12 protein-coding genes are annotated in these 12,176 nt (G+C 65.9%); 1 reads left to right on the plus strand and 11 read right to left on the minus strand.

The window, feature by feature from the left end; genetic code table 11:
• Positions 1 to 8: 8 nt before the first annotated feature.
• The 5 genes from K3U96_RS16770 to K3U96_RS16790 form a co-directional block, all read right to left on the minus strand.
• Positions 9 to 2,195 carry a thiamine pyrophosphate-dependent enzyme gene (locus K3U96_RS16770; RefSeq protein ID WP_220690444.1) on the minus strand — a complete coding sequence of 729 codons (2,187 nt, stop codon included), beginning with the start codon at positions 2,193 to 2,195 and terminating at the stop codon, positions 9 to 11.
• A gap of 16 nt (positions 2,196 to 2,211) precedes the next feature.
• On the minus strand, positions 2,212 to 2,985 hold the full coding sequence (locus K3U96_RS16775; RefSeq protein ID WP_069407627.1) for an HAD-IIA family hydrolase: 774 nt from the start codon (positions 2,983 to 2,985) through the stop codon (positions 2,212 to 2,214).
• Between the two features lie 22 nt (positions 2,986 to 3,007).
• Positions 3,008 to 3,355, minus strand: a complete 348-nt coding sequence (locus K3U96_RS16780) for a heme-binding protein (protein ID WP_220690445.1) — start codon at positions 3,353 to 3,355, stop codon at positions 3,008 to 3,010.
• A 40-nt stretch (positions 3,356 to 3,395) separates the two neighbouring features.
• Positions 3,396 to 3,698 (minus strand): hypothetical protein, encoded by a 303-nt coding sequence (locus K3U96_RS16785; protein WP_220690446.1) that lies wholly within the window; start codon positions 3,696 to 3,698, stop codon positions 3,396 to 3,398.
• 167 nt (positions 3,699 to 3,865) lie between these two features.
• Positions 3,866 to 4,654 (minus strand): spirocyclase AveC family protein, encoded by a 789-nt coding sequence (locus K3U96_RS16790; RefSeq protein WP_220690447.1) that lies wholly within the window; start codon positions 4,652 to 4,654, stop codon positions 3,866 to 3,868.
• A gap of 204 nt (positions 4,655 to 4,858) precedes the next feature.
• Between K3U96_RS16790 and K3U96_RS16795 the strand changes: the two genes are divergently transcribed.
• A complete protein-coding gene (locus K3U96_RS16795; RefSeq protein WP_220690448.1) occupies positions 4,859 to 5,506 on the plus strand; it encodes a TetR/AcrR family transcriptional regulator in 648 nt (215 codons plus the stop codon).
• Here K3U96_RS16795 and K3U96_RS16800 read toward each other — a convergent pair.
• Genes K3U96_RS16800 through K3U96_RS16825 form a run of 6 tightly spaced genes read right to left on the minus strand, consistent with a single transcriptional unit; the run spans position 5,503 to position 12,172 of the window.
• A complete protein-coding gene (locus tag K3U96_RS16800) occupies positions 5,503 to 6,381 on the minus strand; it encodes a mycofactocin-coupled SDR family oxidoreductase (RefSeq protein WP_220690449.1) in 879 nt (292 codons plus the stop codon). The genes K3U96_RS16795 and K3U96_RS16800 overlap by 4 nt on opposite strands.
• A 25-nt stretch (positions 6,382 to 6,406) precedes the next feature.
• Positions 6,407 to 7,675: a cytochrome P450 gene (locus K3U96_RS16805; RefSeq protein ID WP_220690450.1), complete on the minus strand. Its 1,269-nt coding sequence runs from the start codon at positions 7,673 to 7,675 to the stop codon at positions 6,407 to 6,409.
• The gene (locus tag K3U96_RS16810) at positions 7,672 to 8,583 is read right to left on the minus strand and encodes an SDR family NAD(P)-dependent oxidoreductase (RefSeq protein ID WP_220690451.1); all 912 of its coding nucleotides are present in this window, start codon (positions 8,581 to 8,583) and stop codon (positions 7,672 to 7,674) included. Before K3U96_RS16810 ends, K3U96_RS16805 begins: the two co-directional genes overlap by 4 nt.
• Positions 8,580 to 9,803, minus strand: coding sequence for a cytochrome P450 (locus K3U96_RS16815; protein ID WP_220690452.1), 1,224 nt, complete (start codon positions 9,801 to 9,803; stop codon positions 8,580 to 8,582). The genes K3U96_RS16810 and K3U96_RS16815 overlap by 4 nt, the downstream gene beginning before the upstream one ends.
• Positions 9,804 to 9,813: 10 nt before the next feature.
• A complete protein-coding gene (locus tag K3U96_RS16820) occupies positions 9,814 to 11,289 on the minus strand; it encodes an aldehyde dehydrogenase family protein (protein WP_220690453.1) in 1,476 nt (491 codons plus the stop codon).
• Positions 11,282 to 12,172, minus strand: coding sequence for an SDR family oxidoreductase (locus K3U96_RS16825; RefSeq protein WP_230982176.1), 891 nt, complete (start codon positions 12,170 to 12,172; stop codon positions 11,282 to 11,284). The genes K3U96_RS16820 and K3U96_RS16825 overlap by 8 nt, the downstream gene beginning before the upstream one ends.
• Between the last annotated feature and the right edge of the window lie 4 nt (positions 12,173 to 12,176).

Raw genomic sequence — 12,176 nt, forward strand, 5'->3', positions numbered from 1 at the left:
CTAAGCTATCAAGGCTCCCTTCGGACGATCCTGACCGCGGCGGCCTCGATGGTGTCTTCCGACAGCAGCACCGTCAGCGCAGCGTCGCCCAACGGTATGAAAGTGTCCTCGCTGGCCACCCGATCCACCGCACCGCCATAGCCGCGGCTGATCAGTTCTGCGAGCACCCCTTCGCCGACACCCCCGGTGCGACGGGTTTCGTCGACGATCAACACCCGCCCGGTGACCGCGGCTTCCTCGAGCATGTCCTCGATCGGCAGCGGTGCCAGCCAGCGCAGGTCGACGACGCGGGCGGCGACCCCGATCGCCTCGAGCCTGCGGGCGACCCGCAGGCTCATCCGGACACCGTTGCCGAACGTCAGGATGGTCAGATCGGCGCCGTCGCCGTAGGTGCGTGCGCGCCCGATGGGCACGCCGGCCGGCGGATACGGCGCGAGCCACAGGCCGTCGCCGTCGTCGTAGAGATCCCGGGTGTGGTACAGCGCAATGGGTTCCAGGAAGATGCACACCACACCCGCGGTCACGGCGGCCGCCGTGCAGGCGTGCAGCATCGCCGCGGCGTCGTCGGGTCGGGCCGGCGAGGCGATGACGATGCCGGGGATGTCACGAAGCGCGGCAATCGAATTGTCGTTGTGGAAGTGCCCGCCGAACCCTTTCTGGTACCCGTAGCCGGCCACCCGGACCACCATCGGGTTTCGGTACTGCCGGTTGGCGAAGAACTGCAGGGTGGCAGCCTCGCCGCGGATCTGGTCTGCGGCATTGTGAAGGTAGGCCAGGTACTGGATTTCAGGAATCGGCAACAGACCCGACACGGCGGTGCCGAGCGCGAGGCCCAGGATCGACTGCTCGTCCAGCAGCGTATCGAAGACCCGCGCCGAGCTGTTCGTGGTCACCAACCCGCGGGTCACTCCGTACACGCCGCCCTTGCGTGCGACGTCTTCGCCGAAGACCATCGCCTCCGGGCAGCGGTCCAAGATGTCTTGGAGCGCATGGTTTATCGCGAGCGCGACGGTGACCGGCGTGCCCTGCTCGCCGGACCTCACCGAGGCGGTCAGCGACACGGGAGCCGTGCGCACCGCTTCCTGCATGGCCTCCTGCAACGGCGACATCACCGCATGCGCACTGTCCAGCCGGGGCGCCTGTGCGGCCTGCTCGGCCAGGCCAAGGACGGTGGTGCGCATCGCTTCATAGCGCTGCAGCGCATCGTCGGGGGTCAACGCCCCGGTTCGAATCAGCAGTTCTGCGGTGCACAGCACCGGATCACGTGCCATGTCGGCGGTGATCTCGTCGGCCGGCCGGTACCCGGCCTCGTAGTCGGACCCGGCATGGCCCATCAACCGCACCATGCGCAGGTGCAGGAACGCGGGCCGTCGGTGCTGGCGGACCCACGCCGCCGCGGCTGCGCTCGCTGCAAACGTCGACACCACGTCAGAGCCGTCGGCCTCGAAATACGCCAAGCCGTCGCGGTTTCGGTAGGTTCGCGTGATCCAGTCCCGCGGTGTCTTGACACTGATGCCCCACCCATTGTCTTCGCACACCAACAACAGCGGCATCGGCACACCCTGGTACGCCGCGTGCAGCGCCGCGTTGATCGCGCCGACGGCCGTCGAGTGGTTCACCGACGCGTCCCCGAAACTGCATACCGTGACCGCATCCTCCGGCCACGCGCTGAGCACCCCGAGTTTGCGTGAGCGCGCAATGGAGAATGCGACGCCCACGGCGCGGGGTAGATGCGATGCGATGGTGGAGGTCTGCGGGATGATGTTGAGGTCGCAACGGCCGAACACCTTGTGGCGGCCACCGGCGATCGGTTCCTCGGCCGCGGCGACCAAGCCGAGCAGCACATCACGCAGCGCGTCGCTGTCGCCCACCTGCTTCGCCCTGGCCAGGTAGAAACCGCCCGACCGGTAGTGCAGAAGCGCCGGATCGGTCGGCCGCAGCGCGGCGGCCACCGCGGCGTTGCCCTCGTGCCCGGACGAGCCGATCGTGTAGTAGCCGCGGCCCTGGGCACGCAACCAGCGCGCGGCGAGATCCAGATGGCGGCTGCCGATCTGGGCGTCGAACAACGCAAGGCAGTCACCTGCCGTCAACGCGGGATCGCGGCTGACGGGGTCGTCGACCGCGCACCGCGGTCGGGTTTCGGTGATCGCGCGGACGGCGGCGGTGAAGTGCTCGTCGATGCGTTCGGCAGTCACCAGAGCATCACGTCTGTCAGATCAACTCGATAGCCTCGGCGATCGACGGCAGGACCCGGCTCGGACGGAACGGGTAGCGGTCGATTTCGTCGGGCGACGTGGACCCGGTGAGCACCAGGATGGTCTCCAACCCCGCTTCGATGCCGGCGACGACGTCGGTGTCCATCCGGTCACCGACCATCACGGTGCTCTCGGAATGCGCCTCGATCCGGTTCAGCGCGCTGCGGAACATCATCGGGTTGGGCTTGCCGACGAAGTAGGGTTCGCGCCCGGTGGCCTTGGTGATCATCGCCGCCACCGACCCGGTGGCCGGCAGCGGCCCCTCGGCTGACGGGCCGGTGACGTCGGGGTTGGTGGCGATGAACCGGGCGCCACCCAGGATCAGCCGGATGGCCCTGGTGATCGCGGTGAACGAATACGTCCTGGTCTCACCGAGCACCACGAAATCCGGCTCGATGTCGGTGAGGGTGTAGCCGAGCTCGTGCAGCGCGGTGGTCAGCCCGGCTTCGCCGATGACATAGGCCGATCCGCCGGGCAACTGGCCGTCGAGGAACGCCGCGGTGGCCAGCGCCGACGTCCAGATCGCGCCCTCTGGCACCGCCAGGCCGCAGCGCAACAGGCGCGCCGAGAGATCACGCGGGGTGAAGATCGAGTTGTTCGTCAGGACCAGAAACGGCCGCTCACGTTCGAGCAGCCGCTGCAGGAATTCGGCGGCACCGGGCAACGCGTGCTCTTCGCGGACCAGCACGCCGTCCATGTCGGTGAGCCAGCACTTCCGTGTAGTGCGCATGAGGCCAGTCTGTCAGCATTCGTCACTGGTCCATCGGCATGTCGGGCAGCGGTGCGTCGCAGCGCGCGCGGAAGTCGGTGGCGGACTGCCTGACCGCCCGCAGCTCGTCGCGCACCCGTGGATTGGCATCCATATAGGCCTTGATCTCCGTGACCATCTCATCGCGTGGCTTGCCCTTGAGACCGGTGAAGAACGCGTTCACGTCGGGGTGGGTGAACAGATACGTCGACGTGCCCGCGGAAACGCCGGCCATCACCCCGGACAGATCAGCGGCCGTGCAGTTCGGCGGATCGGCATGAGCCGTCGCCACGGCGCCGAAGAGCATCGCGCCGGCGACCATGCCGACACCAAAGACACTGCGAGAGAACATGAGAACCTCCTTGCTCAACTGGATGACTTTCTGGATCCACTCAGCGTGGTCCCGGCCGGCCCGGACGCCCGATGTCAACGGGAGGACGGGGCGGATTCGGGTTGATGATCACGTCGATTCCCCAGTCGTCGCTGCAGTACCACGGATCGGCGCAGTAGCCGGGGTAGACGGGACCGGCAACCGGCGCATCCGGCCCGCCGCCGCGCACCGACCCCTGCGCACACACTGTGGCAGCGCCGGCATTCGTGCAATCCGCATATGCGGCGGGCGCACCGGCCAAGACGGTGGCGGGCAGCGCCGCGGTCGTCACACCCAAAAGTAGATAACGCCGGAACGTTGGCATCCGGGGTCCTCCTTTCGCAGGTGAAAGGATCCGCACGTCGCAGATTACGGCGACCGCTGACCCGGCAGGGAGGTAATCGGCATATTGGTGTCCGGCCCGTTCCCAGACCATTGTCAGCCACCAGTTGCGACGTGCGCGAGCGGGCGCGAAAGACGCAGCGCCAGCGGTTATCTGGGTTGGTTCGGCACGCCGGGGAACAGCTGTTCGGACGGCCCCGAGGTCACGTATCCGGCAAGCTTCGTCACCAGGTGGGGCGCGAAAACCGCGCCGTAGACGGCGTGCCCGACCAGGACGGCGGCCACGATCGACACGATGGTCGACTGGACCCGCGTGCTGGACAATCTGTCCGCCAACATGTCGATGACGTTGCGGCCTTCGGAGTCGGTGCGGCCGAGCAGGTAGGTGAAGACCATCATCTGCACACCCATCGCGAGCGCGTCATAGAGCGGGTACTGGAACTTGCTGCCCTCGAACAGCCCGAGCCCGGGAATGATGTAGCCGTAGTAGAAGACCCCGAGCCGGGGACCGAAGAACCCGTTGAACAACAGGGCCCAGCAGAACCCCACGACCAAGCCCACGACCAACAGGGTCTGCGGTGCGCGCCAACCGAACCCGCGGATGATCCGCCGCCCGAGCGCCGCACCGATCACCGCGGGCAACACAAAATAGGCGATGTAACCGATCGGCACGGCCGACGGCAACCCGCCGCCCCACGTCATGTTCAACGGCCACCACGACGGCATGCGCGGCAGCGCAGGCGGAAATTGGGCGTACACCGCCCAGTCGTAGGGCGCCTCGATCCACGAGAACGAGATCGCGGAGATGGAAACCAGCAGCAGCGGGTGCAGGCGGCCACGCCGGAGGCTCAGGAACACGCCGTAGGCCAGAAACAGGACACCGCCGACGTAGGCGAACGACAGGCCGGCGATCAGAGCCGGCGTCAGCCCGGTGTTCACCGGCGGTCCTCGTTGGCACTGCCGCGCGCTTCGGGATCGAAGTAGATCACCACGCCGAAAATCACGATGATCAGCCCGAACAGCGTCCCGAGCATGATGAGTTGACCCATGCGTAATAGTGCACACTGTTACTTGGGTTTGGTCAAGGACAGCTATCGTCTATGTCGTCAGCCGCTCTCAGCGCGGTCCAGAAAGTGAGAATCCGTGTCCCAGCGGCGCTCGGCCAAGAAGCAGCCCACCACCGCGGTCAGGCGTCCGCGTGGCGAGGCCCGCAGGCTGCTGCTCGACGCCGCCCGTGAACTGTTCGCCCGCCGCGACTACCGCGCGACGACGACCCGTGAGATCGCCGAAGCAGCCGGCGTCACCGAATACCTGTTGTTTCGCCACTTCGGCTCGAAGGCGGGCCTGTTCCGGGAGGCGCTGGTCCTGCCGTTCACAGACTTCGTCGACGACTTCGGCAAGACATGGCAGGCCGTCATCCCCGACAAAGTCACCGAAGAGGAACTGAGCCGGCAGTTCGTCGGCCGACTCTACGACGTGCTCGTCGAACATCAGGGCCTGCTGCTGACCCTGGTCGCATCCGACGGGCTCAGCGACGACGAGATCGAAAGCGCGGGCATCGCCGATATCAGACGGGCCCTCACCCTGCTCGGTCAGATCAGCGCCGAGGGGATGCAGCTACGCGGAATGCGTTCGGGCCAACCCGATCTGCCCGCGCACTCGACGGTGGCGATGATCGTCGGCATGGTCGCCCTGCGCTCGACCTTCTTCGGCAACCGGCCGCCACCGCGTGAGGCGATCGTCGACGAACTCGTGCAGGCGGTCCTGCACGGGTTCCTGCACCGGCCTTAGCCGCCGGGCCCGTTGGGCCACTTGAGCAGGGAACCGGCGTCGACGCGGATGTGCTGTCCGGTGATGTACCGGCTGTCGTCACTGGCCAGGAACACCCCGAGGTTGGCCATGTCCTCCGGTTCGATGTACGGGATCGGCATCGCCTGGAAGAGCGTGAACAACGGTTCGGCGTCCTCGCGGGTCGGCGTCTTACCTTCGGCCTTGAGGTCGGGCCGGAACACGCCGTACATACCCTCGTTCTGCAGCAGGTGGGTGTTGCAGTTGGTCGGGTGGATGGCGTTGACGCGAATCATCCTGGGCGCCAGATGAAGACACATCTCGTCGACGTATTCCATCACGATGCGCTTACTCCATCCGTAGCCGGCGCCGCCGGGGCCCATGTCGGGGCTGGTGGTGGTGCCGCGGATCATGCCGGCGGTCGAGCCGGTGACGATGATCGACGCGCCGTCGGGCAGATGCGGGATCGCCACCGCGACAGTGTTCATCACCCCCACCAGGTCGACATCCGAGGCGTCCACGAATCCCATAGGATCCGGGTTGCCCATCGCCATCGGCAGGATGCCGGCGTTGGCCACGACGATGTCGATCTTGCCGAGATCGGCCACGCCCACTTCGACGGCCTCGCGCAGTTCATGGCGCTCCCGGACATCGGCCACCCGCGCGATGACGCGTCTGCCGATCTCCTCGATCGACCGTTCGGTCTCGGTGAGATCCTCCGGTGTGGCCAGCGGATAGGGATTGGACGGGATGTCGCGGCAGATGTCGACCGCGATGATGTCCGCGCCTTCCCTGGCCATCGCGATGGCGTGCGCGCGGCCCTGACCACGCGCCGCACCGGTGATGAAAGCGACCTTCCCGGCAAGCTTTCCGGTCATCTCGTACTCCTTTTCTTCTGCCGGTCTAGGCGGTCGGCGTGAACGTGATGTGCAGTTCGGACAGGCCGCGCATGATGAACGTCGGCTCGAAGGTGAAGTTGCGGTTGTCCGGCGGGCCGTGTTGTTCGGCGGAGATCGTGATGTCCTCCATCCGGTCGAGGATCCGGTTCAACGAGATCCGCCCCTCAGCGCGAGCCAGCGGTGCACCCGGGCACGAATGGATGCCGCGGACAAACGCTATTTGTTCACGCACGTTCGGACGGTCCACTTGGAACGTATGGGGGTCGGCGAACTTCCGTGCGTCGCGGTTGCACGCGCCGGGCAGCAGCATCACGATGGTGCCGGCGGGCACGTCGACGTCGCCGATCTTCGTAGTGGTGCGCGCCATCCGGAAGTGGGATTTGACCGGGCTTTCCATCCGCAATGTCTCTTCGAGGAAAGCCGGGATCTTGCTGCGGTCGTCGCGGAGTTCCTTTTCGTAGCCGGAATTGTCGGCGATGAACCGCACCGCCGAGCTGACCAGCTTCGTCGTCGTCTCGGTACCGGCGGCGAACAGGAACGTCGAGACGTTCATCACGTCCTCGATTTCGGGGGTCGACCCGTCTTCGTACTTGGCGTGTGCGAGTTCGGTCAGCACGTCCTCGCGCGGTGACCGCCTGCGGTCCTCGATATAGGAGTAGAACTTGTCGTTGAGCCACTCCAGCGGGTTGTGCGATGTCGGCGCGTCCTTGCCGAGCTCCCCGACCGTCTCCATCGCGAAGACCCCTTTGAACTCTTCATGGTCTTCGACGGGCACACCGAGAAGGTCGGCGATGACCAACAGGGAGAACGGTTTGGCGTACGCGGTCAGGAATTCGCAGCTGCCCTTGTCCAGGAAGGTGTCGAGTTGCTGGTCGGCCAACCGCCACATGAAGTCTTCGTTCTCTTTCAGGCGCTTGGGCGTGATGAGTTTGTTCAACAAACCCCGCGTCCGGGTGTGCAACGGCGGATCCTGCGCGGTGATGTGTTCGGCCATCGGTACGGCCGCGCGGTGTTGCTCGATCAGTTCGGAGACGTCATCGGACTCACCCGGGCCGAAAGGCATGCCGGAGAACGGCCCGGCGACCGACACGCAGGATGAGAAGCTGGAGTCCTTGTACACGGCCAGCGCCTCTTCATATCCGGTGACGGCCAACACGTTCAACGGGGTCGCTTGCACCACAGGGCATTTGGATCGCAGATGGTCGAAGTAGGGGTACGGGTCGGTTACGAGCGTTTCGTCGGTGAAGAAGTCGACGTTCTCGAAATCGGTCACAGGACACTCCTGGTTGCTTCGGTGGTGTAGGCGTCGTTGACGTTCATGATCTGATCGAGGTTGTCGGCGATGTCCTCGGCGGTCAGCGGCGACTTCCAGATGCCCTGGGTGCGCACGACCGCCAGGCGCGAGACACCGCCCATACCGGCCATCAGGACTTCGCCGTTGAGCGGGCATGACTCGTGCGCCAGGAAAGCCGCTGCGGGAGAACACAGTTCAGGCGGCATACCAGCATTGATCTCGGCCATGGCGTCCTCGGACAGGGCGAACTGCTCGGCCAACTGCTTTGCCTGCGACGCCGACATGCGCGTGTAGGCGCGCGGCGCCAGTGCGTTGACCCCGATGCCGTGGGTGACCCCCTCCGTGGCCAGGTTGCGCGTCAGCCCCAAGACCGCGCCCTTGGCAGCCCCGTAGCTGGTCAGTTCCGGGATGCCACCGAGCATGGCCTCCGAAACGGTGTTGACGATGCGCCCGTGGCCCGCGTTGCGAAGGTGCGGCCATGCGGCCCGCGACAGAAAAAGCGTTCCGAAGAAGTGCACGTCAAGCATCGCGCGGAACCGCTCGACCGACAGAGTCTCGAACAGACCCGGGTCGTGCACGCCCGCGTTGTTGATCACCGCGTCGATGCGGCCGAAGGCGTCGACAGCCGTGTCGACGATCGATTTCGCCCCGTCTTCGTCGGCGACCGACGCACTGCACGCCACCGCGCTGCCCCCGGACTGCGCGATCTCAGCAGCCACGGCGTCGGCGGGCCCAGTGCGCCAAGCGGTGCCGTCGATACTGGCCCCGTTGTCGGCGACGACGACTGCAGCCCCCTTGGCAGCCAGCAGCAATGCGTGGCTGCGACCGATGCCCCGGCCGGCTCCCGTGACGACGACCACCTTGCCGTCGAAACGCAGTTCGGTCATCGACCGGCTGGGGTGTCGAACACGACGGGCACCGAAGTCGGTGAGCGAAACACCTGCCCGCGGATGTAGGGGTCGTCGGCCGCGGGATTCATCCGTAGGTTCGGCAGCCGGTCCAGCAACAGGTTCAGCGCCACCCGCATCTCCATCCGCGCCAGATGCATGCCGAGGCAGATGTGCACACCGTAGCCCCAGCCGATGTTGGCCTTGGCCTCGCGGAAGATGTCGAACTGATCGGGGTGCGCGAAACGTTCGTCTTGCCGATTGGCCGCGCCCAGCACCGGCATCACCGAGGAACCCTCGGGGATCTGCACGCCGCCGAGTTCGGTGTCCCGACTGGCCACCCGGGTGATCATGCTCAGCGGGGGCTCCCAGCGCACCGCTTCTTCGATCGCCTGCGGTATCAAGGAACGGTCGGCTCGAAGGGCCTCGAGCTGTTCGGGATTGCTCAGCAAGCCGAACAACAGGTTTCCCAGTGCGCGGTAGGTGGTTTCGACCCCGGCCGGAAGAAGCAGCCGCAGAAACGAGTAGATCTCCTCGTCCGAGAGTTTCTCCCCGTCGATCTCGGCTGCGGCCAGTCCGCTGATGAGGTCGTCGCGGGGTTCTTCCCGGCGCGCAGCGAGGATCGGGGCGAAGTAATCGGCCAGCGCCAGGGAGGCTTGGCGGCCGCGCTCGGCGTTGACGGTGAACGACAGCAGCGAGATGGACCACTTCTGAAACTGCGCATAGTCGTCTCGAGGCAAGCCGAGTAGCCCAGCGATGATCAGCGTGGGGTACGGGAAGTTGAACTCCTTGGCCAGATCGGCGCTGCCCCGGTCGGCGAACCGGTCGATCATCGAGTTACCGATCTTGGTCACCAAGGTGTCTTCCCAGCGAGCTAAGGCCTTCTGCGAGAACGCCTTTGCCACCAGCGCTCGATGCCTGCCGTGTTCGGGTTCATCCATGCCGAGCATCACATGCTTGCCGAACACATCGCCGAACGCCTGGATGATGATCGCCGAGGAGAACGTTTCGTTGTCCCGCAGCATCTGCTGGGCTTCCTCATAGCGATACACCATGACGATCGGCTTACCCTCTTGCCCTGGTATGCCGGGGATCTCGATCTTCTGAATGGGCTCTTCCCGACGCAACCTCGCCAGTTCGGTGTACGGGTCGCGCACATCCCCCGATACGAAGTCGTCGAACTCGCCGAAGTCGTCGAGGTCGTCAAACAGCTGCTGCACGGTGTCCTCCTCAGCCGGCCGGGTAGGCGACGGACTTGATCTCGGTGTACTGGTCGAACCCCGCAACACCGTTCTGGCGTCCGACGCCGCTGGCCTTGTATCCGCCGAACGGTGTATCGGCGCCGTAGCCGGCGGTGCCGTTCAGGCCGATGAAGCCGGCCCGAAGTCGTTTGGCCACCGAAAGAGCACGGTCCAGGGTGCCCGCCATGACGTTGCCGGCCAGGCCGTACGGGCTGTCGTTGGCGATGCGCACCGCGTCATCCTCGTCGTCGAACGGAATCACCGAGAGGACGGGCCCAAAGATCTCCTCCTGCGCGATCGTCATCGAGTTGTCCACATCGACGAACAGCGTTGGCTTGACGAAGAAGCCCTTGTCCATACCGTCGGGCGCCTCGGCGCCGCCGACCAGCAGCGTCGCGCCTTCCTCGACACCCTTGTGGATGTATCCGCGGATGCGGCTGCGTTGTCTGTCGGAGATCACCGGACCGCACAGCGTGCCGGGGTCCTGCGGGTCCCCCGCTGCGACGCCTTCGTAGATGCCCTTGAGGATCTCCACGCCTTCGTCGTAGCGGGATCGAGGCAGCAGCAGCCGCGTCGGGTTGGCGCAGCCCTGGCCGGCGTGCATGCACGGCGCGATGCCCATCATGCAGCCCAGCGCGAAATCCGCGTCCTCCAGCACGATGGTCGCCGACTTGCCACCGAGTTCGAGGAACAGCCGCTTCATCGTCGCCGCGCCCTTCTCCATGATCCGTCGACCGACGACGGTGGATCCGGTGAACGAGATCAGATCCACCTTCGGTGACAGGGTGAGTTCCTCGCCCACGAAATGATCGGAGGCGGTGACGACGTTGACGACACCCGGTGGGATGTCAGTGTTCTCCGCGATCAGCCGACCCAGCCGAGTCGCGTTGTACGGCGTGTTAGGTGCGGGTTTTAGCACGACGGTGTTGCCGGTCCCCAGTGCCTGGCCGATCTTCTGGATGCTGACCTCGAACGGGAAGTTCCACGGCACGATCGCCCCGACCACGCCGACGGGCTCACGCCAGACTTTGCGGGTGGTGTTGACCCCGGTGACCGACACGAGCGCATCGCCCAGCGAGGTCTCCCAGGGGTATTCGTCGATCAGCCGAGCCGGGTACCGCAACGCATCGGACAGCGGCGCGTCAAGCTGCGGGCCGTGCGTGATGGCGCGCGGGCAGCCGACCTCGAGGATGAGTTCCTCACGCAGCTCTTCCTGTTCCGACTTCAGCGCCTCCTGCAGTTGCAACAGGCACCGCTGGCGGAACGCATGGTTGGTCGACCAGTCGGTTTCGTCGAAGGCGCGACGTGCAGCGTCGATCGCACGGTGCATATCGGCCGTCGACGCGTCGGCCACTTCTCCGAGCACCTCTTCGGTCGCCGGGTTGATGTTGGTGAAGGTGCCTGCCTCGCCGTCGACGAGCTTGCCGTCGATCATCATCTTGGATTCGAAGCGAACGTCAGCCATGGTCTGTGTTTCCCCTTGCAAGTGCGCCGAAACGCGGGATACCCATCATCAGCCGGATCATCTGGTGCAGCGCGGCCGAGGGCATCATCCGGTTGGCGATCAACAACATTCGTGCGTCAGGACCCACCGGTCGTTTGACGAACGGTTTTGAGCTGTCGAGCGCTTTGGCCAGGCCCACCGCGAACTTCTCCGGCGATCGTGCGGCGATGCGCATCGCCGCACGCCCGCGCTTGTCCATCGTGGCATGGTGCGGGGCGTACGGACCGTCGAGATCACGGCAGTCGTTGGTTCCCGCGTCGGTGATGATCTCGGTGTCGTAGGTGCCGGTCACCAGGATCGTCACCCCGATGCCGAACGGCGCGACCTCGGCGGCCATCGACTCGCCCCAGCGTTCCAGCGCCCCTTTGACGGCCGAATACGGTGCGGTGGCAGGCATTCCCCGTGCCCCACTCTGGCTCGACACCAGAACGATGCGGCCGCGTCCGGCCTCGCGCATGGCGGGCAGCAGCGCCTTGGTGAGCGCGACGGGTCCGAAGATGTTGGTCGCGAACATCTGCTCCCACAAGCTCACCGGGGTTTCTTCGACCATTCCGGCCGCCGAGATTCCGGCGTTGTGCACCAGTGCATACGGCGCGCCGACGGCCTCCTCGATCGACTTGGCCGCGGCCGTGATCGACGCGGGGTCGGTGAGGTCGAGGGCGACACCGATCAGGTTCGGATCGTCCGGTGCCGCTCCCGTGGCCTCACGAAGCCGCTGCAGCCCCGCGTCGACCGACCGCATGGCCGCCACCACCCGCCAGCCCTGCCGGTACAGCTGCGATGCGGATGCCAGGCCGAGGCCCCGTGAGGCACCGGTGATGACGACGCTGCGCGGTTCAGTCAAGCGC

The sequence above is a fragment of the Mycolicibacterium holsaticum DSM 44478 = JCM 12374 genome (genome assembly GCF_019645835.1).
Taxonomy (GTDB): Bacteria; Actinomycetota; Actinomycetes; order Mycobacteriales; family Mycobacteriaceae; genus Mycobacterium; species Mycobacterium holsaticum.

What these genes read in the sequence shown, in the direction of transcription:
- K3U96_RS16800 (WP_220690449.1), bottom strand. Translation starts at nt 6,381, where the DNA reads ATGACCGGAAAGCTTGCCGGGAAGGTCGCTTTCATCACCGGTGCGGCG.
- K3U96_RS16820 (WP_220690453.1), bottom strand. Translation starts at nt 11,289, where the DNA reads ATGGCTGACGTTCGCTTCGAATCCAAGATGATGATCGACGGCAAGCTC.
- K3U96_RS16810 (WP_220690451.1), bottom strand. Translation starts at nt 8,583, where the DNA reads ATGACCGAACTGCGTTTCGACGGCAAGGTGGTCGTCGTCACGGGAGCC.
- K3U96_RS16775 (WP_069407627.1), bottom strand. Translation starts at nt 2,985, where the DNA reads ATGCGCACTACACGGAAGTGCTGGCTCACCGACATGGACGGCGTGCTG.
- K3U96_RS16785 (WP_220690446.1), bottom strand. Translation starts at nt 3,698, where the DNA reads ATGCCAACGTTCCGGCGTTATCTACTTTTGGGTGTGACGACCGCGGCG.
- K3U96_RS16780 (WP_220690445.1), bottom strand. Translation starts at nt 3,355, where the DNA reads ATGTTCTCTCGCAGTGTCTTTGGTGTCGGCATGGTCGCCGGCGCGATG.